The sequence below is a fragment of the Mesorhizobium sp. M1163 genome (genome assembly GCF_040318415.1).
Taxonomy (GTDB): Bacteria; Pseudomonadota; Alphaproteobacteria; order Rhizobiales; family Rhizobiaceae; genus Mesorhizobium.
In genome coordinates, this window is record NZ_JAMYMF010000008.1 from 1 (window position 1) to 23999 (window position 23999).

Annotated in this window: 22 protein-coding genes; 6 read left to right on the forward strand and 16 right to left on the reverse strand. The window is 64.5% G+C overall.

What is annotated here, in order from left to right:
- On the forward strand, positions 1 to 620 hold a 620-nt coding region (locus tag NKH43_RS09730; RefSeq protein ID WP_352857839.1), incomplete at its 5' end, for a sulfate/molybdate ABC transporter ATP-binding protein.
- 14 nt (positions 621 to 634) lie between these two features.
- On the opposite strand, the gene NKH43_RS09735 is transcribed toward NKH43_RS09730, so the two are convergent.
- Together NKH43_RS09735 and NKH43_RS09740 are read right to left on the reverse strand one after the other, a co-directional pair.
- Complete coding sequence (locus NKH43_RS09735) at positions 635 to 1033, reverse strand: type II toxin-antitoxin system VapC family toxin (RefSeq protein ID WP_023721147.1); 399 nt, start codon at positions 1031 to 1033, stop codon at positions 635 to 637.
- Positions 1033 to 1305, reverse strand: coding sequence for an AbrB/MazE/SpoVT family DNA-binding domain-containing protein (locus tag NKH43_RS09740; RefSeq protein WP_023721148.1), 273 nt, complete (start codon positions 1303 to 1305; stop codon positions 1033 to 1035). The genes NKH43_RS09735 and NKH43_RS09740 overlap by 1 nt, the downstream gene beginning before the upstream one ends.
- A gap of 280 nt (positions 1306 to 1585) precedes the next feature.
- Here NKH43_RS09740 and NKH43_RS09745 point away from each other — a divergent pair, with 280 nt between their 5' ends.
- Positions 1586 to 2572: a sulfate ABC transporter substrate-binding protein gene (locus tag NKH43_RS09745; RefSeq protein WP_023721149.1), complete on the forward strand. Its 987-nt coding sequence runs from the start codon at positions 1586 to 1588 to the stop codon at positions 2570 to 2572.
- Between the two features lie 250 nt (positions 2573 to 2822).
- Positions 2823 to 3272, forward strand: a complete 450-nt coding sequence (locus tag NKH43_RS09750; protein WP_006202816.1) for an RrF2 family transcriptional regulator — start codon at positions 2823 to 2825, stop codon at positions 3270 to 3272.
- Positions 3273 to 3280: 8 nt separating this feature from the next.
- On the opposite strand, the gene NKH43_RS09755 is transcribed toward NKH43_RS09750, so the two are convergent.
- Positions 3281 to 3760 (reverse strand): Lrp/AsnC family transcriptional regulator, encoded by a 480-nt coding sequence (locus NKH43_RS09755; RefSeq protein WP_352483074.1) that lies wholly within the window; start codon positions 3758 to 3760, stop codon positions 3281 to 3283.
- Positions 3761 to 3850: 90 nt separating this feature from the next.
- Between NKH43_RS09755 and NKH43_RS09760 the strand changes: the two genes are divergently transcribed.
- Complete coding sequence (locus NKH43_RS09760) at positions 3851 to 4759, forward strand: EamA family transporter (RefSeq protein WP_352482917.1); 909 nt, start codon at positions 3851 to 3853, stop codon at positions 4757 to 4759.
- Here NKH43_RS09760 and NKH43_RS09765 read toward each other — a convergent pair whose 3' ends face one another.
- Positions 4760 to 5653 (reverse strand): dienelactone hydrolase family protein, encoded by an 894-nt coding sequence (locus NKH43_RS09765; protein WP_352482916.1) that lies wholly within the window; start codon positions 5651 to 5653, stop codon positions 4760 to 4762.
- A 217-nt stretch (positions 5654 to 5870) separates the two neighbouring features.
- Positions 5871 to 8183 (reverse strand): glucose/quinate/shikimate family membrane-bound PQQ-dependent dehydrogenase, encoded by a 2313-nt coding sequence (locus tag NKH43_RS09770; RefSeq protein ID WP_352495137.1) that lies wholly within the window; start codon positions 8181 to 8183, stop codon positions 5871 to 5873.
- A 252-nt stretch (positions 8184 to 8435) separates the two neighbouring features.
- Between NKH43_RS09770 and NKH43_RS09775 the strand changes: the two genes are divergently transcribed.
- The gene (locus tag NKH43_RS09775; RefSeq protein ID WP_352857842.1) at positions 8436 to 11243 is read left to right on the forward strand and encodes an ATP-dependent helicase; all 2808 of its coding nucleotides are present in this window, start codon (positions 8436 to 8438) and stop codon (positions 11241 to 11243) included.
- 9 nt (positions 11244 to 11252) lie between these two features.
- On the opposite strand, the gene NKH43_RS09780 is transcribed toward NKH43_RS09775, so the two are convergent.
- The 5 genes from NKH43_RS09780 to NKH43_RS09800 form a co-directional block, all read right to left on the reverse strand.
- Positions 11253 to 12296, reverse strand: a complete 1044-nt coding sequence (locus NKH43_RS09780; protein WP_352482912.1) for an ABC transporter permease — start codon at positions 12294 to 12296, stop codon at positions 11253 to 11255.
- Complete coding sequence (locus tag NKH43_RS09785; RefSeq protein WP_352857844.1) at positions 12293 to 13084, reverse strand: ATP-binding cassette domain-containing protein; 792 nt, start codon at positions 13082 to 13084, stop codon at positions 12293 to 12295. The genes NKH43_RS09780 and NKH43_RS09785 overlap by 4 nt, the downstream gene beginning before the upstream one ends.
- Positions 13085 to 13149: 65 nt before the next feature.
- Positions 13150 to 14157 carry a substrate-binding domain-containing protein gene (locus NKH43_RS09790; protein ID WP_352482909.1) on the reverse strand — a complete coding sequence of 336 codons (1008 nt, stop codon included), beginning with the start codon at positions 14155 to 14157 and terminating at the stop codon, positions 13150 to 13152.
- Positions 14158 to 14261: 104 nt separating this feature from the next.
- A complete protein-coding gene (locus tag NKH43_RS09795) occupies positions 14262 to 15167 on the reverse strand; it encodes a sugar phosphate isomerase/epimerase family protein (RefSeq protein WP_352858084.1) in 906 nt (301 codons plus the stop codon).
- Positions 15167 to 16201, reverse strand: a complete 1035-nt coding sequence (locus NKH43_RS09800) for a Gfo/Idh/MocA family protein (RefSeq protein ID WP_352857847.1) — start codon at positions 16199 to 16201, stop codon at positions 15167 to 15169. The genes NKH43_RS09795 and NKH43_RS09800 overlap by 1 nt, the downstream gene beginning before the upstream one ends.
- Positions 16202 to 16397: 196 nt before the next feature.
- On the opposite strand from NKH43_RS09800, the gene NKH43_RS09805 reads away from it, so the two are divergent.
- Positions 16398 to 17423 carry a LacI family DNA-binding transcriptional regulator gene (locus NKH43_RS09805; protein WP_352589918.1) on the forward strand — a complete coding sequence of 342 codons (1026 nt, stop codon included), beginning with the start codon at positions 16398 to 16400 and terminating at the stop codon, positions 17421 to 17423.
- 31 nt (positions 17424 to 17454) lie between these two features.
- Here NKH43_RS09805 and NKH43_RS09810 read toward each other — a convergent pair whose 3' ends face one another.
- Genes NKH43_RS09810 through NKH43_RS09835 form a run of 6 tightly spaced genes read right to left on the reverse strand, consistent with a single transcriptional unit; the run spans position 17455 to position 23920 of the window.
- A complete protein-coding gene (locus NKH43_RS09810) occupies positions 17455 to 18351 on the reverse strand; it encodes a ribokinase (protein ID WP_352857849.1) in 897 nt (298 codons plus the stop codon).
- 30 nt (positions 18352 to 18381) lie between these two features.
- On the reverse strand, positions 18382 to 19257 hold the full coding sequence (locus tag NKH43_RS09815) for a MurR/RpiR family transcriptional regulator (protein WP_023721163.1): 876 nt from the start codon (positions 19255 to 19257) through the stop codon (positions 18382 to 18384).
- Positions 19254 to 20231, reverse strand: a complete 978-nt coding sequence (locus NKH43_RS09820; RefSeq protein ID WP_352589912.1) for an ABC transporter permease — start codon at positions 20229 to 20231, stop codon at positions 19254 to 19256. The genes NKH43_RS09815 and NKH43_RS09820 overlap by 4 nt, the downstream gene beginning before the upstream one ends.
- Positions 20232 to 20247: 16 nt before the next feature.
- Positions 20248 to 21774 (reverse strand): sugar ABC transporter ATP-binding protein, encoded by a 1527-nt coding sequence (locus NKH43_RS09825; protein ID WP_352857851.1) that lies wholly within the window; start codon positions 21772 to 21774, stop codon positions 20248 to 20250.
- A gap of 56 nt (positions 21775 to 21830) precedes the next feature.
- Positions 21831 to 22889, reverse strand: a complete 1059-nt coding sequence (locus NKH43_RS09830; protein ID WP_352482899.1) for a sugar ABC transporter substrate-binding protein — start codon at positions 22887 to 22889, stop codon at positions 21831 to 21833.
- Positions 22890 to 22930: 41 nt separating this feature from the next.
- Entirely contained in the window at positions 22931 to 23920 is a 990-nt protein-coding gene (locus tag NKH43_RS09835) for a TIM barrel protein (RefSeq protein ID WP_352495131.1), read from the reverse strand.
- Between the last annotated feature and the right edge of the window lie 79 nt (positions 23921 to 23999).

A 23999-nucleotide genomic window follows, 5' to 3' on the forward strand; every position in this document is an offset into this window, starting at 1 on the left:
AGCGCCAGCGCGTGGCGCTGGCCCGCGCCATGGCGATCGAACCGGCCGTGCTTTTGCTCGACGAGCCGTTCGGCGCGCTCGATGCCCAGGTGCGCCGCGAACTGCGCCGCTGGCTGCGCGACATCCACGACGCCACCGGCCACACCACGGTCTTCGTCACCCATGACCAGGAAGAGGCGCTGGAGCTTGCCGACCGCGTCGTGGTGATGAGCCAGGGCCGCATCGAGCAGGTTGGCACCGCCGACGAGATCTACGACACGCCGAACTCGCCCTTCGTCTATGGCTTCATCGGCGAATCGAGCTCGATCCCGGTCAAGGTCGAGGACGGCCAGGTCTGGATCGCCGACCGGCCGATCGGGCTTTCCGCGCCGCACGCACCGCAAGGTGAAGCGACGCTGTTCTTCCGCCCGCACGACGTCGATCTGGTGGAAGAATGCAACGGCTGCATCGCCGGCACGGTTGTCGCCAGCCGCCGCGTCGCCGGCACCAGGCGGGTCGAGCTCGAAATCGGCGGCGAACGCCAGCGGGTCGAGATCGAGTTGCCAGTCGACCATCCGGCGGCGCAGAAAAGCCGGGTGGCTTTCAGGCCGCGGCGCTGGAAGCTTTTTCCGGCTGCTTGATCCTCTTTTAGGCGCTACACCAGCCAGTTCTCGACCTTCAGGCCTTTGATCCGGTTGAACTCGCCGGTGTTGGCGGTCACCAGGGTAGTTCCCAGTGCATAGGCGTGGGCAGCAATAAAAAGGTCGTTTTGGCCGATGGTCTGGCCCCTGCCTTCCAGCTCTGCGCGAATCGCGCCGTACTCGGCATCTACCGGCACATCGAGCGGCAAGACAGGAATCTCAGCCAGCAATTCCTCGACCTTCTTGAGCAACTTGGCCGACTCTTTCCTGGCGCAGCCATATCGCAGTTCCGAGGCGACCACGATGCTGGTACACACGGCGGCGTCTCCCACGCGCAGGGCGGCGGCGGCGGCTTTCCCGGCCGGATTTCGGATCATGTCGCTGATAATGTTCGTGTCCAGCATGAACCGCATCAAAAAAATTCCTCGGATTTGACAGGCATATCCTCGACTTCGGGAAAGTCCTCCTCGGAACCGGGGGGCGGCTCTTTCGCCCATTGCGCGAGCAGCGCCGTGAGGCCGGGTTTGCGAACCGGCTCGATGATCAGGCGGTCGCCTTCACGACTGATCAAGACCTTTTCGCCGGGAAGTTCGAACTCGACAGGAATGCGCACCGCCTGACTGCGATTGTTACGAAACAGCTTCGCCTCTTTCGGCGGGGTTGTTGAATGGCGGCGTTGAGGCATGACGATAGCTCCTTGTATATACCATTTGTATATGCCAGACCGCGCGGCGATGCAATCGCCATCGCGTTGGCCGGCCGGGAACCATCCTGCACGCCGACGGCATCGGCACCGCTGCCAAGCTGCGCGGAAGACTCTGCCTGAAAGAAAAAACTAGAAATCCTCCACAGCGGGAATATTTCTTCTATCGACAACGTGGAGCGGCCGCTCTGCCTGCCTCGTCGCGCACAATGCCTTGCCGCTATAGTCCGGCAATAAGCGCACGCATTGGAGCCTTGTTTTCATGAAGCGATTTTTGCTTGGCGTCGCCACATTGGCCGGCCTGTTCCTCGCATCCTCCCAAGCCTGGTCGGCCGACAAATTGCTGAACGCTTCTTACGATGTCGGCCGCGAGCTGTTTGCGCAGGTCAACAAGGCGTTCGTCGCCGGCCACCCAGGCGTCACCATCGATCAGTCGCATGCCGGGACGTCTGCGCAGGCACGTGCCATCGCCGAGGGCCTCGGCGCCGATGTGGTCACCTTCAACCAGGTCCTCGACATCGACTTCCTGGTCAGGAAGGGTCTCATCTCCGCGGATTGGCAGAAAGATTTTCCCGACAACGCCTCGCCCTTCTATTCGCTGCCCTCCTTCCTGGTGCGCGCCGGCAATCCGAAGCACATCAAGGATTGGAACGATCTCGTGCGCGACGACGTCCAGGTGATCTTCCCCAATCCGAAAACCTCCGGCAATGCCCGGTACACCTACCTTGCGGCCACCGCCTACGCCAAGGAAGCCTTCAAGGGCGACGACGCCAAGGTGAAGGAATTCGTCACCAAGCTGTTCAACAACGTACCGATCTTCGACAGCGGCGGACGCGCCGCGACCACCACTTTCGTGCAGCGCGAGATCGGCGACGTGCTGATCACCTTTGAGTCGGAAACGCGCGGCGTCCGCAAGGAGTATGGCGAGGACAAATTCGAGCAGGTGACGCCCTCGGTCAGCCTTTTGGCCGAGTTTCCGGTGGCGATCGTCGACACGATCGCCGACGAGCATGGCACGCGCGACCTCGCCAAGACCTATCTCGACTTCCTTTATACGCTGGAGGGCCAGGACATCGCCGCCCGCAACGGCCTGCGGACCCGCGACGCGACGGTCGCCGCCAAGTACAAGGCTGAGTTTCCCGATGTCCGCCTATTGACGGTGGAGGATGTCTTCGGCGGCTGGGCCAAGGTCCAGGCCGAGCATTTCGCCGCTGGCGGCCTGCTCGACCAGACTTACGGCAGCCGCTGACGTCTGCAACCTCGTGAACTGATTGAAAGCGGGCGTTTGCCGGCTTTCTTCATTTGCTCGCCGAAAACGTGGCCTCCGCCCGTTCCGGACGCCCGCCCTCCAAAACGTTACGAAGAATCAACGCGTTTGCGCGCAATGTGTCTTCGGGCGGCCTGTCTGCGCGAACGGCATCGCACGGCCAAACCGTCATTATTTGCACACAAACAGCCGCCAGATGCGGGTGGTTGGGGCTTAATGGGTTGACTCGGGCATGCTTACCAAAAAAGGCAAATACGGCCTCAAGGCTCTCGTGCATCTGTCCGGCCTGCCGGTCGGCCAGCTCGCATTCGTCAACGACATTGCGGTCGCCAACAACATCCCCAAGAAATTCCTGGATGCCATCCTGGGCGAGTTGCGCAATGCCGGCTTCGTCCAGAGCCGCAAGGGCAAGGAAGGCGGTTACCGCCTCGCCCGTCCCGCTTCCGAAATCAAGATCGGCCATGTCGTGCGTGTCCTCGACGGGCCGCTGGCGCCGATCCCTTGCGCCAGCCGCACACAATACCAGCGCTGCGAGGATTGCGACGAGGCGACCTGCCAGGTCCGGCACATGATGCTGGAGGTGCGTCAGGCGATCGCAGAGGTGCTGGACAACCGCAGCCTCGCCGCCATGCGCGACGCCGACAATGACGATTTCCCGGTCGAGCTGACGTCGCAGATTTAAATCTAGCATCAGGCCGGGCGCTTCACCGCCCCTAGCGGCGAGCGTGCCACTACCGGCGTCGACTGGATGATCGCCGTATTGGTCATCGCATGGGGAATGATCCGGTCGATCACCCGCTCGAGCTCGGCGACCGAGCCGACATGCGCCAGCGCGATGAAACAGTCTTCGCCGGTGACCCGGTCGCATTGGGCGATTTCCGGCAGGTCGCGGATGATTTCGGCCACGACGGCGAGTTGCCCCGGCACCGGCCTGATGCGCAGCCATGCCGACAGCTTCATGCCGAGCGCGGCCGGATTAATCCGCACCGTATAGGCCTCGATCACGCCGCTTTCCTGCAGCCGCTTGATGCGCTCGGCGACGCTCGGCGCCGACAGGCCGACTGAGCGCGCCAGTTCGGCAATACTGGTGCGCGCATCCTCCTCCAGCAGGCGCAGGATTTTTAGATCCGCCGGATCCAGATCGGTATTTTCATTTCGAAGGCGTTTCAGCGGAATACTCCTTGCTTTCGAAAAGGGAATAGCCGCAATGCCCGGCCATCATCCATATCAACGGCAAAAATCGCCTGCGATACTGACCCCATGGAAGATCGGACGCAAGCCCCAGCAGCAAGTCCGGCACTCGCCGGCCCGGCTTTTACCTTGGCAAGCTCGGTGCCGCCCCATCTGTGGTTCGGCGTCAGCGCCGTGTTCCACTATCTCGGCCCCGCTTTCGCAGTCCTGCTTTTCTCGCATGTCGGCGTGCTCGGCATGGCGTGGCTGCGCATCGCCACCGCGGCACTGGTTTTTGCCCCGCTGACCCGACCATGGGCGGTCTTCGCCCGCGCCGATCGCTCGACGCGGTTGTTGCTTGTGGGTTTCGGCGTCTGCCTTGGGGTGATGAATTGCTCGTTTTACCTGGCGCTCGACCGGCTGCCGATCTCGCTGGTAGCGGCGATCGAATTCGTCGGCACCATCGGCGTCGCGCTTGTCGGCCTCAGAAGCCCGCGCAATCTCGCCGCCCTTGCAATCGCCGTCGCCGGCACCTTGCTGCTCATCGACGTCAAATGGTCGAGCGATCCTGTCGGCCTGTTCTGGGCCTTCCTCAATGGCGCGCTGTTCGTCTTCTATATCGTGCTCGGCCACCGCGTCGCGCGCGCCGACGCTGGCGATGGCATCGCCGGGCTGGGTGCCGCCATGGCGGTCGCCCTTCTCGTCGTTCTGCCGATCGGTCTTGCCGATGCGCTGCCGGCGTTCTCGACGCCGCCGCTGCTGCTTGCGGCGGTCGGTGTCGGCATCTGCTCGTCGGTCATTCCCTATATTTGCGACCAGCTTGCCATGTCGCGGCTGCCGCGCTCCAGTTTCGCGCTGATGCTGTCATTGCTTCCGGTTACCGCGACGTTTATCGGCGTCATCGTGCTGCGGCAGGTGCCGAGCCTCACTGACTGCCTCGGCATCGCGCTGGTGGTGGCCGGCGTCGCCCTTCACAAACCGGCGCTGGCGCCCGCCTGATCAGGCCAACTTCTCCTTGAGGAAAGCGATCGTCCGCCCCCAGGCGAGGTCAGCCGCCTTCTTGTCGTAACGGGCCGCCGATGTGTCGTTGTTGAAGGCATGGTTGGCGCCTTCATAGACATAGACCGAATATTCGATATGGGCCGCGTCGAGTTCCTTCTTGAAGGCGTCGATGCCGGCATTGGTGCGGGTGTCGAGCCCGGCATAATGCAGCATGAGCGGCGCCTTGATCTTCGGCACGTCCTCGGCCTTCGGCTGCATGCCGTAATAGGCAACGGCGGCTGCAAGATCCGGCGCGTTGACGGCCAGCATGTTCACCGTGCCGCCGCCCCAGCAGAAGCCGACGGCGCCGACCTTGCCGTTGCCGTCCTTGTGGCCTTTGAGGTAGGCGACCGTTGCGACGGCATTGGTGGCGACCTGTGCTGGATCGAGCTGGGAAAACAGGTCACGTGCCCTGTTTTCATCGGCCGGCGTGCCGCCGAGCGGTGTCATGAAGTCCGGGGCAAGCGCCACGAACCCCTCCAGCGCCACGCGCCGCGCCACGTCGCGAATATGCGGGTTGAGCCCCCGGTTTTCGTGCACGACGATGACCGTGCCCAGCTTGCCGGCCTGACCCGCCGGCTTGACCAGATAACCCTTCATCTCGCCGCCGCTGCCTGTATAGCTGATGTCCTCGCCTTTCACGCGCGGATCGTTTTCCGCGACGATTGCCGCCTGGGCCGAATTCGCCGCCAGCAGCGGCGAGATCGCGGCCGCTGCCGCACCCGACCCGGCAAGCCTGGTCAACTGCTCCATGAAGCGCCGCCGGTCGAGCGTCAGATGCGTGTATTCATCATAGGCATCGATCATCGCCTGGGTAATGACAGGCTTGGCGGGGCCGGCAGGTGTTGTCATGGCGCGCTCCTAGGTCTTCGGCCCCCGGCAGCAACATAGGGTCGAAGCCTGGCTGGTCCAGTCACGGCTGAGTGAGGGCTGCCATAAGTCTCTGCACGATGGCCTTGATGCCGCGTTGGTCCAGCAGGCCGAGACAGCCGCCGGCCCGCAGCTGACCAACGAGGTACTTGCATCGGTACCCGACCTGAAAGGGCATCTCGGGCTCTGAGGAACTTCTCTATTTCGGCAGCGTATAGGCCATCACATAATCGCCCGGCTTGGTGCCGACCGAGCCGTGGCCGCCGGCAACGATGACGACGAACTGGCGTCCGTCGGCTACCGTGTAGGTCATCGGTGTCGACTGCCCGCCGGCAGGCAGCCGCGCCTGCCAGAGCTGTTTGCCGGTCGTCAGGTCATAAGCGCGCACATAGTCGTCGACCGCCGCACCGAGAAAGGCGACGCCGCCGGCAGTGATCATCGGCCCGCCAATGCCCGGCACGCCGACCTTGAACGGCAGCGGCAGCGGCGTCATGTCGTAGACGGTGCCGTTGCGATGCTTGTAGACGATCTTGCCGGTCCGAAGGTCGGCGCCGGCCACATAGCCCCACGGAGGCGCCTGGCAGGGAATGCCGAGCGGCGACAGGAATGGCTTCAATATCACTGCGTAAGGCGCACCGTCATTGCGGTTCAGGCCTTGTTCGCTGCCCTTGGTATCGCCCGGCGGCGGCACGTCGGCGCGCGGCACCAATTTGGAGATGAACGCCAGGTATGTCGGCATGCCGAACATCACCTGCCGGACCGGATCGACTGCCACGCCGCCCCAGTTGAAGGTGCCGAAATTGCCAGGATAGATCAGCGAGCCTTGCAGCGACGGCGGCGTATAGCGGCCCTCATACCGCAGCTTCCGAAGCTCGATCCGGCAGGCCAGCTGGTCGAACATGGTGATGCCCCACATATCCGCGCCGGTCAGTGGCTTCGGACTGAAGCTGAGGTCCGAGACCGGCTGCGTCGGCGAGGTATGGTCGCCTTCGATCGCGCCGCCCGGCGCCGGCACTTCCTTGACCGGAACGATCGGCTCGCCGCTGCGCCGGTCGAGCACATAGAGGTCGCCCTGCTTGGTCGGCCCGACCAGCGCCGGCACCACACCACTGGCCGTGGTTATGTCGACCAGCGTCGGCTGCGCCGGCACGTCCATGTCCCAGAGATCGTGATGCACGGTCTGCCGCACCCAGCGCAATTGTCCGGTGTTGAGATCGAGCGCGGTGATCGAGGAAGAGAATTTCTCGTCATTGGCGCTGCGTCCGGCGCCGAGCTGGTCCGGCGTCTTGTTGCCGAGCGGCACATAGAGCAGGCCGAGCTTCTCGTCGGCGCTCGCCGTCGACCACATATTGGGCGAGTTGTTGGTGTAGGTCTGGCCCGGCGGCAGCGGCGTCGTCTGGTCCGGATTGCCGGAATCCCAATTCCATAACAGCGCGCCGGTGTCGGCATCGTAGGCACGGATGACCCCGGACGGCTCCTGCGTCGAATAATTGTCGTTGACCGCGCCGCCGACGATGATCTTGTTGGCGACGATCAGCGGCGCGGAAGTCGAATAGTAATAGCCCGGCTTCGGATATGGCATGTTGGCGAGCAGGTTCAGCGTGCCGCCCTCGGCAAATGTCGGACAGACCTGGCCATTCGCCGCGTCGAGCGCGATCAGCCGGGCGTCCGATGTCGGCAGATAGATGCGCGTGGCGCAGGGCTGGCCGGCGGCGATCTTGGCATCGGCATAGTAAGCCACGCCGCGGCAGGTCTGGTGCTGGCGGTCCTTGTTGAGCTTGACCTGCGGATCGAAACGCCATTTCTCCTTGCCGCTCGCGGCATCGATGGCGATGGCGAAATTATGCGGCGTGCAGATGTAGAGCGTGTCGGCGATTTTCAGCGGCGTCACCTGATAGGTCGTCTCGCCGATGTCGTCGGGCCCTTTCACGTCGCCGGTGCGATAGGTCCAGGCCGGCTGCAGATTGGCAACGTTTTCGGGGGTGATCTGGTCGAGCGGCGAATAGCGCTGGCCATATTGCGTGCGACCGTAATAGTGCCATTCGCCGGCCGGCACATTGCCGCCGAGTTCGGCCGTCGGCGTCACCTTGTCGGTGTTGAGTTGGCCGGCAATATCCTTTGGGTCCGTCGTCATCGAATAACCGGCGACGCCGAGCGATGCCAGCACCGCGAGGATCAGCGGCGCTCGTCCGTCGGGACCGGTAAGCCCGCGCCGCGCCCATGGCGTCAATAGCCACAGCGCGACAAGCACGATGATGCCGCCGCGCGGGCCGAGCTCCCACCAGTCGAAGCCGGTTTCCCAGACAGCCCAGGCGAGCGTGCCGAGCACGATCGCCGCGTAGAGCCACAGCGCCGTGGATCTGCGCCTGTAGAGCAGCCAGGCAGCGATCAGGAAAGCTATGCCGGCGATGACGTAATACCAGCTGCCGCCCAGCGTCACGAGCCAGATGCCGCCGCCGCCAAGCGCCAGGCCGATGAGGAAAAGGATCAGGGAGGTGATGACCACAGCCAAGACGGTGCTCCTTCGACTGGTGCGCTCCGCGACGCGTCCATGGGCAACCCCGCATTGCGTGCCTGCCCCCACGCAACTTTCTCCGGCCCGCTTCCCCTGTCAAGCAAGCTCGGCGTTTTACGGCGTCGACCCACGGCAAGCTCGGCGTTTTGGTTAGCGGACCCATTCAGATTGTGAGTCTACCGACTGGACAGAGAACAAAACGGAGACACTTCTGGCCTTTCGCTGCCGAATCACTACATTCGGGGAGAGATGTCCGGCTTTTCGGAAGACATGCCCTTTTTTGACGAACCGAACGCGCGGCCCGTGGCCCCGTCGGGCATCGCCGCGCGCGCCATGGCTGCCCGCAGCAATCAAAACAACGCGCCCGATTATCTCAACGGCCTCAACCCCGAGCAGCGGCTGGCGGTGGAAACCACCGAAGGCCCGGTGCTGGTGCTGGCCGGCGCCGGCACCGGCAAGACGCGCGTCTTGACCACCCGCATCGCCCACATCCTTGCCACCGGCAAGGCCTTCCCTTCGCAGATCCTCGCCGTCACCTTCACCAACAAGGCGGCGCGCGAGATGAAGCAGCGCATCGGCCTGTTGATCGGCGAAGGCGATGTCGAGGGCATGCCGTGGCTCGGCACCTTCCACTCGATTGGCGTGAAGCTGCTGCGCCGACATGCCGAGCTGGCCGGGCTCAAATCCGACTTCACCATTCTCGACACCGACGATGTCGTGCGGCTGATCAAACAGCTCATCCAGGCGGAAGGGCTGGACGACAAGCGCTGGCCGGCCAAGCAGTTCGCCCAGATGATCGACGGCTGGAAGAACAAGGGCCTCGGTCCCGCCGACATCCCCGAGGGCGATGCCCGTGCCTTCGCCAACGGCAAGGGCCGCGAACTCTACAAGGCCTATCAGGAGCGGCTGCAGACGCTGAATGCCTGTGACTTCGGCGATCTCCTATGTCACCCGATCCGCATCTTCCGCGCCAATCCGGACGTGCTGAAGGAATACCACAAGCGCTTCCGCTACATCCTTGTCGACGAGTACCAGGACACCAACACCGCACAGTACATCTGGCTGCGCCTGCTGGCCCAGCGGCCTCAAGGCAAGCCAATCTCCCCCCTCGCGGGGGAGATGTCCGGCAGGACAGAGGGGGGCGCGAAGGATCGCGACGCTTCCAATGGTCCTGGCGGAAACGCTGGCGGGACAGCGCCCCCCTCTGTCGGCTCCGCCGACATCTCCCCCACGAGGGGGGAGATTGGGCGCTCTTCGGCCGAAGGCCGCAAGCCCGACCGGGCGTCGGCCGGCCAGGCCGCCCCCGCGGAGGCCAGCGAGCGAAGCTCGCGCGCGGCCGTGAGCGAAAGCAAAGTTAACATCTGCTGCGTCGGCGACGACGACCAGTCGATCTATGGCTGGCGCGGCGCCGAAGTCGACAACATCCTGCGCTTCGACAAGGATTTCCCCGGCGCCACCATCATCCGGCTGGAGCGCAACTACCGCTCGACCGCGCACATCCTCGGCACCGCCTCGCATCTCATCGCCCACAATGAGGGCCGCTTCGGCAAGACGCTGTTTACCGAGAAGATCGCCGAGGACGACGAGAAGGTGCATGTCCACGCCGCCTGGGATTCCGAGGAGGAGGCCCGCGCCGTCGGCGAGACCATCGAGGCCTACCAGCGCCAGAAGCACAATTTGAACGATATGGCGATTCTCGTCCGCGCGTCTTTCCAGATGCGCGAATTCGAGGACCGCTTCGTCACGCTCGGGCTCAATTACCGCGTCATCGGCGGCCCGCGCTTCTATGAGCGGCTCGAGATTCGCGACGCATTGGCCTTCTTCCGCGTCGTCGCACAAGGCGCCGACGACCTCGCCTTCGAGCGCATCGTCAACGTGCCGAAACGCGGGTTGGGCGAGGCCACCATCCGCCAGGTCCACGACACCGCACGCGCGCTGCGCATCCCGATGCTGGAGGCGGCGGCAAAACTGGCCGAAAGCGACGAGCTGAAGCCGAAGCCGCGTGCCGCACTCCGCGAGGTATCAGCCAATTTCGAGCGCTGGCAAAAGGCTCTCGAAACCACCCCGCACACCGAACTCGCCGAGACCATTTTGGAGGAGAGCGGCTACACCGACATGTGGAAGAACGACCGCTCGGTCGAAGCGCCCGGCCGGCTGGAGAACCTAAAGGAGCTGATACGCTCCATGGAGGAGTATGAATCGCTGCGCTCCTTCCTCGAACATGTCGCGCTGGTGATGGACGCCGAGCAGAACGCTGAGCTCGACGCCGTCAACATCATGACGCTGCATTCGGCCAAGGGCCTCGAATTCGAAACCGTGTTCCTGCCCGGCTGGGAGGAAGGCCTGTTCCCGCACCAGCGTTCCCTCGACGAGGGTGGCCGGTCCGGGCTCGAGGAGGAGCGCCGCCTTGCCTATGTCGGCCTGACCCGCGCCAAGAAGAACCTGCATCTCTGGTTTGTCTCCAACCGCCGCATCCACGGCCTCTGGCAATCGACCATCCCGTCGCGCTTCCTCGACGAGCTGCCGGAAGCCCATGTCGAGGTCGCCGAGAGCGGCAACTCCTATGGCGGCTACGGCAATGCCTATGGTGGCGGCTCGTTCGCTCCCGGTCGTGGCGGCCAGGGGGCTGGAAGACAGAATCCTTATGGGGCGTCGCGCTTCGATAACATCGGTGGCAACAACGGCGCCGAGAAATCCGGCGCCTTCTCCAGCACCTATGCGACACCGGGCTGGCAACGTGCTCAGGCCAACCGCACCGAAGCGACCGACCGCAATTGGGGCACGCGCTCCGGCCACCAGGTCGAGCGCATCGGCTATGGCGAAACCGACTCGGGCTACGGTGCCGGCCGCACCTCGATCAAGGGCCGCACCATCGACGGCGAGCTGGTCGCCAAATCCGTCGCCGACACGCCCTCCCCCTTCAGCGTTGGCGACCGCGTCTTCCACCAGAAATTCGGCAACGGCAACATCTCGGCCATCGAAGGCAACAAGCTGACCATCGACTTCGACAAGGCCGGCCAGAAACGCGTGCTGGACGGGTTTGTCACGGGGGTTTGAGGCCGCCGGTCACCGATACCGCGCTTGGTTCCACTTATGGCCGAGCAGCGACAGGATGATGATCAGCCCGTTGAAGAACTGGACGTAGAAGCCGCTCAGTCCCGCCGCGACGACGCCGGTCTGGATGAAGGACACCGTAACCGCGCCGATCGCGCCGCCGACGACGGTGCCGATGCCGCCCCAGGTCGGCGTGCCTCCGACGAACACCGATGCCAGCACCGGCAGCAGGTATCCGTCGCCCGCCGTCGGCCACCAGGTGAAGTTGATCATTACCGAGAACGTGCCGGCGATCGCCGCGCCGATACCGACGAAGACGAACACTTTCACCCTGACGCGCTTGACATCGATGCCCATCTGCTGGGCGCTGTCGGGATTGTCGCCGACCACCTTGACCTGGGCACCGAAGCGATGGCGGTTGTAGAGCAGCGCCGACAGCACGACGAAGGCGATGGCCCAGAATATCTGCACCGGGATGCCGTAAAGCTGGCTGGAGAAGATCTTGTAGGCCCAGCTGTCGGCAAGGCCGGTCAGCGCGGTCGACCTGCCCTCGTTGATGATCTGGATCAGGCCGCGCAGCAGGAAATTCATGCCGAGCGTGGCGATCAGCGACGACAGCCCGCCATAGACGACCAGCGAGCCGACCAGGAAGCCGAGCAGCATGCCGGTGACGATTGCGGCGGCGATGCCGACGAACGGGTCGTAGCCGGCCTGCACGACCAGCGCGAAGACCCACGAGGCGAAGCCCATCGTCGCCGGAAACGACAGGTCGATCTCGCCACAGGTGACGACGAAGACGAGCGGCACCACCACGAACAGCGCCACAGGCAGCGTGGTAAGCACGGAACTATAGAGATACCAGCTGGTGAAGACCGTCGGATTGGCGATCATGAACACCGCCATCATCACGATGAACACGGCAAGCGTGCCGAGTGCGGCGCGGTTGTCGAGGACAAAGCCGCGCAGCCAGTTATCGGACGGGTGTTTCCATGCCTTTCGGGCGGCATCGCTGCTGCCTAGAGGGGTCTGCAGATCGGGATCCATGGTCTTGCTCATCGCGCTATCTGCTCCCCGGCGTCGCGAAGTCCCGGCAATCCGCCGGGATGTGCCACGTCTTCCATGAAATTGATGAGGTCTTCGGCCGACTTGACCTCGCTGCGGTCGGCGCTGAGCGCGACCTTGCCGCGGTCGAGCACCACGAAGCGGTCGGCGATATCGAAGACGTGGTGGATGTTGTGGCCGATGAACAGGATCGACCGGCCGCTCGCCCGCACCTGGCGCACGAAATGAAAAACCTTCGCGGTTTCGGTCAGCGACAGCGCCGTCGTCGGCTCGTCGAGGATGATCAGGTCGGCCTGCTTGTAGATGGCGCGGGCGATCGCCACGCCCTGGCGTTCGCCGCCCGACAGCTGGCCGACGATCGACTGCGGCGTGAACACCTTCGAGGTGAAGCCGATCTCGCGCATCAGCCGGCTCGCCTCCGCGATCTCCTTGTTGACCTTCAGCCATCCAAGCCAGCCGGTGAGCTCGCGGCCCATGAAGATGTTGCGCACGATCGTCTGCTGCACGGCGAGCGCCCGGTCCTGGAACACCGTTTCGATGCCGGCGTCGCGCGAGCGCGCAGCACTCCACCCGGTCACCGGTTTGCCGCGAATGAGGATTTCGCCGCTGGTCGGCTTGACCACGCCGGAAAGGATCTTGATCAGCGTCGATTTGCCGGCGCCGTTGTCGCCGATCAGGCCGACGACCTCGCCGCGGTCGACGCTGAGACTGACGCCGCCAAGCGCATAGACCTGGCCGTAGGACTTGCTGATTTCACGCAGTTCGATGAGGCGTTCGGCCATGGCGGTCCTCGCTTGTTTGTCGGTCGTCGCCGGCCGGGATTCAACCCGGCCGGCAGATCGGGCGATCAGCGCAACGCCTGCTTGGCGAGTTCGGAAACGATCTCATAATTCTGCGGCGTGACGAAGCCGGCACCGGTGTCGACATTCATCGGCGCCAGACCCAGCACCACCTGCTGGCAGAGGCTGAGGATTGGTAGGTAGCCTTGCATGAACGGCTGCTGGTCGGCCGTCAGCTGCACCCAGCCGCCCTTGAAGCCCTCGACGATCTGCGGGCTGGTGTCGAAGCCGAAGTTGAAGATGTCGCCCGGCTTTCTGCCCGCCGCCTGCATGTAAGTCGGCACATTGCCTAGCAGCTGCCCGCCGGGATAGCCGACCGCCTTGACGTCGGGATTGTTGAGCAGTGCTGCCGTGATCACCGGAATGGCCAGATTGGGATCGGCTGCCCACTCGGTTTGAGAATTGATTTGAACGACGTCGATGCCGGCCTCTTTCAGTGCGGCGACCGTGCCGCGTTCGCGCGCGCCGCGGCTCTCGTTCTCGAACGGGCCGATCATGATCGCCTTGTCGCCGGCCTTCAGCCCGGCCAGCTTGAACGCCTCGGCGCCGAGCGCCCGGCCCTGCTGCTCCTGCTGGGCGCCGACATAGCCGCCGCCGAACGCCGCCGTGACCGTCGGCACCGGCACGTTCTGGTACATCATCTTGATGCCGTCCTTGTGCGCCTGTTCGGCCAGCGGCATGATGGCGGCGTCGCCCGGGTGGCCCATCATGGCGATGCCTTGGGGCTTGACCGCAACAGCCTCGCGCAATTGCTGGACCATCTTCTCCACGTCCCACCCAGAGAAGATATAGTCGACCTTGGGCCCGAGATCGGCGGCCGCCTGCTTGGCGCCATTATAGACGATGGTGCCGAACGCATCGCCCTCCGCCCCGCCGGCGAAGAAACGGATATGGACATCCTTGCACCACTGGGCATCGAGCGCCTGCGCCGGCAAGGTCGAGAGTGCGGCGGCGAACGCCATCGCGGCCGCCGCGACGGTCGAGCGCAGAACTGTCCTTCTCATCGTAATGCTCATGCACGTTCCTCCCTTTGTTCCCTCGCTAGCCGAGGGGTTTTGACGATCGCTTCGGCAACGCGCCGCAATCTTTCGCTGGCCGGCACCTCCCGCCGGCCGACTTCTCACACCGGGTTCGGCAGATAGCTCGCGCCTCCCCGGCATTGTTTGAGATAATCCAGTGCCCGCACCTGGCCGGTGATCTCGAGATCGCCACGATAGACGGGGTCGTGCCAGCCCTCGATGTCGATGGCGCCCTTGTAGCCGGCCAGCCGCAGCTCGCTGATCACTCGCGTCCAGTCGCTGTCGCCGAACCCCGGTGTGCGCATCTGCACGAACGGCAGGCGGCCGAACACGCCATGTTCGCGGATCACGTCCCAGCGCACCGTCGCGTCCTTGCCGTGGACGTGGAAGATGCGCGGCGCCCATTTGCGGATCTGCGGGATCGGGTCGATCAGGTAGACCAGCTGGTGGCAGGGCTCCCACTCCAGGCCGAGATTGTCGTCCGGCAGTTCGTTGAACATCAGCTCCCAGGCGTCTGGATTGTGGGCGATGTTCCAGTCGCCGCTGGCCCAGTTGCCGTCCATGGCGCAGTTCTCGAAGGCGATGCGCACGCCCTTGTCGGCAGCCCGTTTTGCCAACTTCCCCCATACCTCGTGGAAACGCGGCAGGCTGTCTGGCAGCGGCTTGCCGCGAATGCGGCCGGTGAAGCCGCTGACCATGTTGGTGCCGAATAGATGCGCGTTGTCGATGATCGTTTCCCACGCCTGGAGCACGCCGCGATCAACTTCACCGCTCTCCAGCGGATTGCCGAACACCCCGATCGACGAGATGACGACATCGGCATCGCCGATCGCCTCGCGGATCTCGCCCGCCAGCCGTGGAATGTCCTTGCCGCCCAGCGTCTGCCAGAAGAACGGCTGGATGCTCTCGAAGCCGAGCGGCAGGATCTGCCTGACATAGGCGGCCGGGTCGTCGAGATTGGCGCGCACCATGGTGCCGATCCTGATGTCGAGCAGCGGGTTTGGCATCATGATCCTTCCTGTGCAGTGATAGCGACCCGATGCCCGGTCTCGGCGCTCTCGATCGCAGCGAAAACCATGGCCAGGCTCTTGATGTTGTCGGCACCGCGCGTCTCCGGCTCGGTGCCGGTTTCGACGGCGCGGACGAAATCCTGGATAATGCCGAGATGGCCGCCGACGCGATCGGCCGGGTCGAGCGGCGGCACGGCGATCGGTTCGGTGCGGTCGAACAGGCCTTCACGGACCGGCCGCACGACTTCCGCCTTCAGCCCATCCTCGCCGTCCCAGACAATGCTGCCGCGCTCGGCGACAATACGCCATCTACTGTCCCAACTGGTACGGAAGCCGGCCGCGCACCAGCTGCCGGCATAGGTGAACAGCTTGCCGCCGCCGAGGTCGAAGCTTGCGGTTGCCGACGACCCTTGCCGATACCAAGAATTGGCCGGCTCCCACTCCTGGCAATGGACTCCGGTCGGTTCGCCGGCCACCATGTAGCGGGCCGCGTCGAATGTGTGGATCGCCATGTCGAGCAGCAGCACATGGCGCATCTCTTCGCGAAAACCGCCGAAATGCGGCGCAACGAAGAAATCGGCGTGGATGCTGGTCGCAGCACCAATGACGCCGGAAGCGAGAAAGCGCCGGATGCGCCTGACATTGGCGACATAGCGGCGGTTCTGCACGACGGCATGGATGCGCCCGGCGCTGCGGGCGGCCTCGACAATGGCACGCGCATTGCCCGGGCTGTCGGCCAGCGGCTTTTCGGTCAAGAGGTGGCAATGATGGGCAAAGGCGGAAAACGCGACCTCGCGGCGGGCGGCGGGAACCACCACGTCGAATACCGCGTCGGGCCTGGTCTGGTCGAGCACGGCGTCGAGGTCGGTTCCGATGACAGCGCCGGAAAGCTCGTATTCGCGCGCCCTCGCCCGCGCCCTTTCGGCGTCGATATCAACCAGGCCCACAATGGCGAGCCCGTCGATCTGCCTGACCGCATCGAGCCAGGCCTTGCTCATCGCTCCGCAGCCGACCAGGACGACATTGATCATCCAGTGTTCCTCCCTCTCGGCCCCTCCAGACCGATCCTCACGGCATTCACGGCAGGGCCGTGAATGTTTTTCCGTAAACGTTTACGAGAACACACCCGATGGCGTAGAATGTCAATTGGCCGGTTGCGAAAAATCGTGGTGTCGGCTTGGCCCGGAGAGCAGCCGGTGCTAGCCAAGCAAGGGGGAGAACTGTCCTTTGGCGTCCAGCATTCACGACCTTGCGCGTCACCTGAACATTTCGATCGGCACGGTGTCGCGCGCGCTCAACGGTCGCGCCGACGTCAATGCCGACACACGCCAGCGCGTGCTCGATGCGGCCAAGAAACTGAACTATTCACCGAACCAGTCCGGCCGCAGCCTGCGGCGCGGCGCCACCCATTCGATCGCCTTCATGCTGCAGCCGCATCCGGGCGACCAGGAGTATGGCGAGCCGTTCTTCATTCCATTCCTGACCGGGCTGCAGGCCAAGCTCGCCGAAAGCGGGCTCGACCTGATCGTGGTGATGGGCGCGCCAGGCGACTATCAGCAGGAGCGCCTGCGCCGTGTCGTCGAGACCCGCCGGGCCGATGCCGTGGTGCTGGCCTGGACGCGGCGCGAAGACGAGCGCATCGACTATTTGACCCAGGCCGGTTTCCCGTTCGCGACGCTCGGCCGCAGCCGTTCCGGCGGCGATGCCTACCCCTCGCTCGACCTCGACTTCGAAAAAGCCGGAGCTGACGCCGTCGATCGTCTCGTCGCGCGCGGCCACCGGCGCATCGCCGCCATCCGCCCGTCGCTCGACCTCAATTTCGGCTATCTGTTCCTCGCCGGCTATCGCAAGGCGTTGCGGCGGCACGGCATCGAATTCGACCCCGAGTTGATCGCCGACGGCTTCATCAACGAGGCCGGCGGCTACGCGGTGACACCGAAGGTCATGCGCTCCAAGGACCCGCCGAGCGCCATCATCTTCAACAACGACGCGATGGCGCTTGGCGGCTGCAAGGCTCTGGCCGAGGCGGGAATCAAGCCCGGCCACGACATCGCGGTGATCGTCATCGTCGACACGCCGCTCTGCCGCTATTTTTCGCCGGCGCTGACCGGCTTCCGCCCGGCGCTGGAGCCGATGGGCGAGCGGCTGGCCGAAATGCTGCTGGCATCGATTCCGGCCTTCGCCGGCACCGAAGGCGCCCGCATCATCCGCGAAGTCTGGCCGCTGGAGCTTATCGCGCGCGACAGCGATTGAGCGCGGCGGTCACCGAGCAGGTTCAGATTGATCAAGGCCCGCCGCGCTCGCGCTCCGGCGTTGCAACCAGCAAGGCCGCTGCGGCATTGGCGGCGGCAAGTGCCGCCTCGACAGGCTGCCCACGCGCAAGCCCCGCCGCGAAGGCGCCAACGAATTCGTCGCCGGCACCGTGGGTGCTGATGACCTTCACCGGCATCGCAGGCAAGGCGAACGCCTGGCCGTCGCGGTCGCGATAGGCGACCCCCTCCCCGCCGGCGGTGACGATGGCAGCCGGGTAGGAGCCGACGAGCATACCGGCCGCATTCGCAGCACCCTCGAGCGTGTCGACGACCGGAACACCGGCCAGGAATTCCGCCTCGATGGCGTTGACGATGACGATGTCGGTGAGCGCGATCAGCTCGGCGGACAGTTTCCGGGCGGGTGCGGCGTTGAGGAGGACGCGGCCGCCTTGCGCCTTCACCGCCCGCGCCGCGGCGATATTGGCGGCTTCCGGCACCTCGTTTTGCAGCAGCAGCACCGCCGTTTGCGCGATCAGCTCGGCCGCCTCCGCAATGTCCTTTTCGCTGAGAGTGAGGTTGCTGCCCGAGACGATCACCGCGCCATAGTCGCCGCTGTCGTCGAAAATCGCTACGCTCATGCCCGAGCCGGCGCCGGAAGCCTCCCGCACGGAGCGCCGGTCAACGCCCCAGCGATCGAGATTGTCGAGAAGCGTGCGGCCGAAATCGTCATCGCCGACAGCTCCGATCATTGCCGCACGCACGCCGGCCCGCGCTGCCGATACCGCCTGGTTGCCGCCCTTGCCACCGCATTTTGGATGCCAGGCATGACCGGTCACCGTTTCGCCCTTGCGTGGGCGATCGGGGGCTTCGACCATGATGTCGTAATGCAGGCTGCCGAATACGGTGACCAGCGGCGGGGAAGCCGTCATGTGCCCTTGACTTTCACGAGCCGCTGCCTTTCATGAGTTCTTGTCTTTCCGTTTCGACGTCACCGCGGACATGGTGCGGCCGAGATTGCGCTCCGCCGCCTGGTAGTCGCGTTGCGCCACCGCGACGAACAGCGCGTCGAGGATGTTGAGCTGGGCAATGCGCGCCGCGGCGTTCTCACCCATCAACGGCGAGCCTTGCGCGGTCGAGCAGAGCACGATGTCGGCGACGGCTGCCAATGGCGAGTTATCGTAGTTGGTGATGGCCAGCGTGCGTGCGCCGCTTTTGCGCGCAAGCTGTATAGCGTCGATGACGGCGCTGGTGTTGCCGGAATGCGAAAAGCCGACGGCGATGTCGTCGGCGCCGAGCAACGAGGCCGACATTAGCATCATGTGCGAATCGTCGTAGACAGAGGTGCGGATGCCGATCCGAAGGAATTTGTGCGAGACGTCGCGTGCGATCTGCGCCGAACCGCCGACGCCGTAGAAATCGCGGTTCCTGGCGCGGTAAAGCAGATCGGCGGCGCGGTCGAAATCGTCCATGTCGAGGATGGCGAGCGTCTCCTCCAGCGCCTGGATGGAGGTGCGGAACACCTTCTGCACGATTTCGGCCGAGCTGTCGTCCACCGACAGCTCCTGATGCATCTCGGCGGTCGGCAGGCGGCTGTATTCATAGACCGCCGTGCGGAAATCGCGATAGCCGGAAAAACCCAGCTTCTTCGCGATTTTGACCACCATCGCCTCTGAGACGCCGGCCTCCTCTGCGATCTGCTTGAGCGGGATAGTCTCGTCGAAGCCGCGCCTGCCGAAGACGGTTTCCACCACCTTCGCCTCGAGCGGCGTCAGATGCGGCATCATCATGCGGATGCGCGGCCCTACCGCTTTCAGATCCAGCCCGGTCAATGTCATCCACGTCCCCTCGTCACGCGATCGACAAGCATCGCGGCGAGGATTATAAGGCCAGTTGCCAGGAGCTGATAGAAGGACTGCACGTTCATCAGCGTCAGGCCATTGCGCATGCTGCCAAGGATGACGGCACCCAGGATTGTGCCGACGACGCTGCCCTTGCCGCCCATCAGCGAGGCACCGCCGATCGCCGCCGCTGCTATGGCGTCGAGCTCCCAGAGATTGCCGAGAATGGGTTCGGCCGCACCCAACCGGCCGATCAGGATCTGTGCGGCAAGCGCCGCCAGCAGGCCCGAGATCATATACGCGGCGATCTTGGTGCGGGCGATCGGCACGCCGGCTATATAGGCCGCTTCCTCATTGCCGCCGACGGCGAGCAGATATTCGCCGAACGGCGTCTTCTTGAGGATGATCCAGGCAATCAGCGCGACCACGGCCACGATAATGACCGCCAACGGCAATCCGAACAGCGAGCCATTGAAGATGGCACGGAAGCCGGCAGGCAGGCCGAGCACCGGATTGCCGCCGGTATAGATCAGCGCCAGCGCCCGGTAGGTGCTGAGCGTTCCCAGCGTGACGATGAAGGGCTGCAGCCCGACATAGGCGACCAGCACGCCGTTGAGCAGGCCGCAGGCAAGGCCGATGGCGAAGCCGGCGGCGATGGCCAGCGGAAACGGCACGCCGCCAACCAGCATCGAGGCCGAGATGACTGCCGAAAGAGCTGCCGTCGGCCCGACGGACAGATCGATGCCGCCCGAGATGATGACCAGCGTCATGCCCAACGCCAGGCAGGCATTGATGCTCGACTGCTGCAGGATGTTGATCAAATTGCGCTCGGCAAAGAAGCCGGGGACCAGCGCCCCGAAGACAGCGAGGATCACCACCAGGCCGATCAGCGTGCCAGCGTCGCGCACCGAAAACCGGTGCAGGAAATCTGCGCTTGGGCGCGCTGCTGTGTGTTGGGTTATATCGGTCATCCGCTGGTCCTGTCCGTTATGCACCGGCCCGACGGCCTTGCGCCTTGCCGGCCTCAATCTCCGTTTGGGGTATGGCGTGCGCGGCGATCGCCTGTTCGCTGAGACTTGCGCGGCCCAGTTCGGCGGCGACCGTGCCGTCGCGCATGACCAGCACCCGGTCGGCGAGCCGGATCACCTCGGGCAACTCGGACGAAACGACGATTGCCGAATGGCCTTCGGCGGCGAGCTCCTCGATCAGGTGGTAGATCTCCGCCTTGGCGCCGACATCGATGCCGCGCGTCGGCTCGTCGAACAGAAGGATCCGCGTTCCCGCCGCCAGCCAGCGGCCGATGATCGCCTTCTGCTGGTTGCCGCCGCTGAATAGGCGGATCGGCCGGTCGAGCAGGAACGGTCTGAGATTGACGCGTTTCATCTTCTCGGCTGCCACGCGCTTCAGCCGGCGGTGGTCGATGACGCCGCGCGGCGCGAACACGCCCATCGACGCCAGCGCCATGTTGCTGGAGATCGACCGCAACGGCACGATGCCTTCGCGCTTGCGCTCCTCCGGCACAAGGCCGATGCCGGCGGCGATGCCGCCGCGCGGACTGGAAAGTTTTATCGCCTTGCCGTCGATCTCCATTGTGCCTGATGACGCCCGGTCGGCGCCGGCCAGCAATCGCAGCAGCTCGGTGCGGCCCGAGCCGACCAGGCCGGCAATGCCCAGCACCTCGCCGCGATGCAGGTCGAACGAAACGTCATGGACCTTGGTCGCCGAGGCCAGGCCACGCACGCTCAGCCTGATCTCGCTGGAAGCATGCGAGCGGTGCTGTTCCTGCGCAAGTTCGCGGCCGACCATCATCGAAACGACGGCCTTTTCCGACACCTGCGCGAGATCAACGGTTTCGACCACGACACCGTCGCGCATGATGGTGGCGCGCTGGCAGATGCCGAACACCTCATCCAGCTTGTGCGAGACATAGACGACCGTGACACCGTCGCGCGCCAGGCCCGCAATCACTTCGGCCAGCCGTTCGAACTCGCTCGGCGTGAGGCTCGATGTCGGCTCGTCCATCGCCACGATCCTGGCGCGGTCGAGCAGCGCCCGGGCAATCTCGACGATTTGCCGCTGCGCCACCTTCAGCGAGCCAAGCGGGGCTGCCGGATCGATGGTCGGGTCGATGGCGGCCAGGGCTTCCGCAGCGCGGCGCTCCTGCTCGCGCCGTGCGACGAAGACGCCGCCGCGCGTCAGCGGATGGCCCAGGAACATGTTCTGGGCAACGCTGAGACGTGGCACCTGCTGTAATTCCTGATGGATCATCGCGACGCCCGCGGCCCGCGCCTGGGCCGGGTTGTTCAGCGTCACCGGCCTGCCGTCGATGAAAACGCTTCCCGCTGTCGGCCGGTAGACGCCCGACAGGATGCGCAGCAGCGTCGACTTGCCGGCGCCGTTCTCGCCAAGCAGGCCATGGATTTCGCCGGCGCCGACCGAAAAGGACACGTCGCTCAGCGCCCGCACGGCCGGAAACAGCTTGGAAATGCCCTCGAATTGCAGCCGCGCTGACATTGCTTCGGTTCTCCAAGCAAGGGTGCCGACCCAAGGCCGGCACCCGCCGCCCTGCTCTATTGGCCTGCTGCCGCGTCCTCGAGCAGCGCTTTGCGCACGGCGTCGCCGCCGCCCGAGTAACGGTCGGCATTGTCCTTGGTGATCAGCGCCTGCGGGGTGGCAACAACACGCGGCAGCTTCTGCCCAGCCACCAGTCGCAGCGCCGATTCCAGCGCCACCTCGCCGGTCAGCACCGGGAAGCTGTCGACGGTACCGGTCAGCTCGCCGGCCCGGATCGAGGCATAAGCGTCGGAAATCCCGTCGGTGCCGAAGACGGCCACCTTGTCCTGCAGACCGGCCGCCTTGACCGCTTCGACGATGCCCAGCGCCATGCCGTCATTATTGGCATAGAAGCCGATCAGGTCGGGGTGCTGCTGCAGGATATTGGTGGCCGCGTCGTAGGAGGTCTGGCGATCCCAGTTGCCCGGCACGCTGGCGACGACCTCGAACTTGCCGCCTTCAGTGATCGTGCTCTTGAAGCCGTCGGTGCGCTGGACGGCGGCGTAGACGCCGGCCTGGCCTTCGACGATGGCAACCTTGCCGCCATCCGGCCGGTTCTTGATGAACCATTTGGCGACACGCACACCATTGTCGCGCTGGACATTGCCGACATAGTACTCGGCCTGCGGGATGACCGCGTCATTGACGTTGACCACCGGCACGTTGGCGGCCCTGGCCTGTTCCATGATCGGCTGCAAATTGGAGTCGGTCTGCGGTGAAACGAGCAGCACGTTGTAGCCTTGCGTGACCAGGCCTTCGGCGATGGTGAGCTGGCCGAGCTGGTCGCCCTCGCTCTGCGCCGCCTGGTAGACGACGGGCACGCCGATGCGGTCGCCGAACGACTTGTAGCCCTCACCCAGCGAGCGCCAGTATTCGTTGGTCAGCGTCTTGGAGACCGCACCCGCCTTGGTGCCCTCGGGCAGCTTGGGGAAAGCCCCGAACTTGGCCTCGAGCTGCGACCAGTCGATGCGATCCTTCTCGGTGTCGGAATTGAGCGGCGCGAGATCCGCGGAAAACACCGAGCCGATGGACAGCGTCATCAGGGCAGCGGTAGCGGTGACGAGCAGAAATTTCATGGTCTTTCCTCCCTTGTTGAAAAACGGTGATGGCGCCGGCCTCAGCTGTCCGGCCCGAGCATGGCTTCCTGGATGATGGCCTGCGACGCGACCGCGTCCTGACGATCGACGGCGGCTGACAGGCGGTTGTCCTTTTCCAGCCGCTCGACGACGCGCAGCATGCGCTTGACGGTGGCGATGTTGACTTCGCATTCGTGGACGGGATCGAGCCCGGTCATGTCGGGGAACGTGTCGAAGTAGATGGCCCCGGCATAGCCGTCGCGGCGGATCTGCCTGAGCAGCTCGATCGTCTGCAGCGTGTGCACGGCACCGACCATCAGGCCGTCGTCGCGCTTGGCGTAGCCGTCGTTGAGGTGCACGCCGAGCAGCTTGCTGTGCCGTGCTATGAGGGCGGCAGCGAAAGCCGGCTGCTCGTCGGCATAGAGCACGTGAGCGAAATCGAGCGTCACGCCGAGATTGGGCAGGCCGATCTCGCGGATCGCCAGCAATGTCGTCGCCGCATCGGGCATCAGGCTGTAGGAGCGCGGCTCGTTGGGTTTGTATTCAAGGCTAATCTGGCAGCCCGGATCATGCGCCGCTACTTCACGAATGCCATCGATTTCGTGTTGCCAGAGTGTTGCGTAGTCAGCCTGGAAGGCGTAGTCGAAGCCATCCTGCCCGAGCCACAATGTCATCAGGCTGGCGCCGGCCTCGCGCGCGGCGTCGATGCCGGCCTTGGTCAGGTCGATGGCCTCGCGGCGAACGGAAGGATCCGGATTGGTGAAGGCGCCGAGCTTGAAGGCCGGATTAGAGTAGTAGCGCATGGCGAAGCCATTGATGGAAAGCCCGAGATCGCCGAGTTTGCGTGCCATTTCCGCAGGTTTTTCATCGACATGGTCGGGGAAGTTGAGGTCGAGATCGGTCAATTCCGCAACCTTCGCCGCACGCGCCGCCATTTGCAGCATGGACGGTTTACCAACAAGATCAGGCCACTCGGCCTGTGGCCGCGAGGCAAAGGAATTGAGGCGGGTAGCGAAACGACAGACTGTCATCGGTGACCTTTCATTGTCATAACTTCACATAAGAATGATTATTTGTAAAGTTGTTAATTGCTCTCGGTGGCGACGGATT

Coding starts and splice junctions, on each gene's coding strand:
- NKH43_RS09740 (WP_023721148.1), bottom strand. CDS start 1,305: ATGCCTCAACGCCGCCATTCAACAACCCCGCCGAAAGAGGCGAAGCTG.
- NKH43_RS09735 (WP_023721147.1), bottom strand. CDS start 1,033: ATGCGGTTCATGCTGGACACGAACATTATCAGCGACATGATCCGAAAT.
- NKH43_RS09760 (WP_352482917.1), top strand. CDS start 3,851: ATGGAAGATCGGACGCAAGCCCCAGCAGCAAGTCCGGCACTCGCCGGC.
- NKH43_RS09795 (WP_352858084.1), bottom strand. CDS start 15,167: ATGCCAAACCCGCTGCTCGACATCAGGATCGGCACCATGGTGCGCGCC.
- NKH43_RS09830 (WP_352482899.1), bottom strand. CDS start 22,889: ATGAAATTTCTGCTCGTCACCGCTACCGCTGCCCTGATGACGCTGTCC.
- NKH43_RS09775 (WP_352857842.1), top strand. CDS start 8,436: ATGTCCGGCTTTTCGGAAGACATGCCCTTTTTTGACGAACCGAACGCG.
- NKH43_RS09815 (WP_023721163.1), bottom strand. CDS start 19,257: ATGACATTGACCGGGCTGGATCTGAAAGCGGTAGGGCCGCGCATCCGC.
- NKH43_RS09785 (WP_352857844.1), bottom strand. CDS start 13,084: ATGGCCGAACGCCTCATCGAACTGCGTGAAATCAGCAAGTCCTACGGC.
- NKH43_RS09765 (WP_352482916.1), bottom strand. CDS start 5,653: ATGACAACACCTGCCGGCCCCGCCAAGCCTGTCATTACCCAGGCGATG.
- NKH43_RS09835 (WP_352495131.1), bottom strand. CDS start 23,920: ATGACAGTCTGTCGTTTCGCTACCCGCCTCAATTCCTTTGCCTCGCGG.
- NKH43_RS09800 (WP_352857847.1), bottom strand. CDS start 16,201: ATGATCAATGTCGTCCTGGTCGGCTGCGGAGCGATGAGCAAGGCCTGG.
- NKH43_RS09820 (WP_352589912.1), bottom strand. CDS start 20,231: ATGACCGATATAACCCAACACACAGCAGCGCGCCCAAGCGCAGATTTC.
- NKH43_RS09790 (WP_352482909.1), bottom strand. CDS start 14,157: ATGAGCATTACGATGAGAAGGACAGTTCTGCGCTCGACCGTCGCGGCG.
- NKH43_RS09745 (WP_023721149.1), top strand. CDS start 1,586: ATGAAGCGATTTTTGCTTGGCGTCGCCACATTGGCCGGCCTGTTCCTC.
- NKH43_RS09780 (WP_352482912.1), bottom strand. CDS start 12,296: ATGAGCAAGACCATGGATCCCGATCTGCAGACCCCTCTAGGCAGCAGC.
- NKH43_RS09750 (WP_006202816.1), top strand. CDS start 2,823: ATGCTTACCAAAAAAGGCAAATACGGCCTCAAGGCTCTCGTGCATCTG.
- NKH43_RS09810 (WP_352857849.1), bottom strand. CDS start 18,351: ATGACGGCTTCCCCGCCGCTGGTCACCGTATTCGGCAGCCTGCATTAC.
- NKH43_RS09825 (WP_352857851.1), bottom strand. CDS start 21,774: ATGTCAGCGCGGCTGCAATTCGAGGGCATTTCCAAGCTGTTTCCGGCC.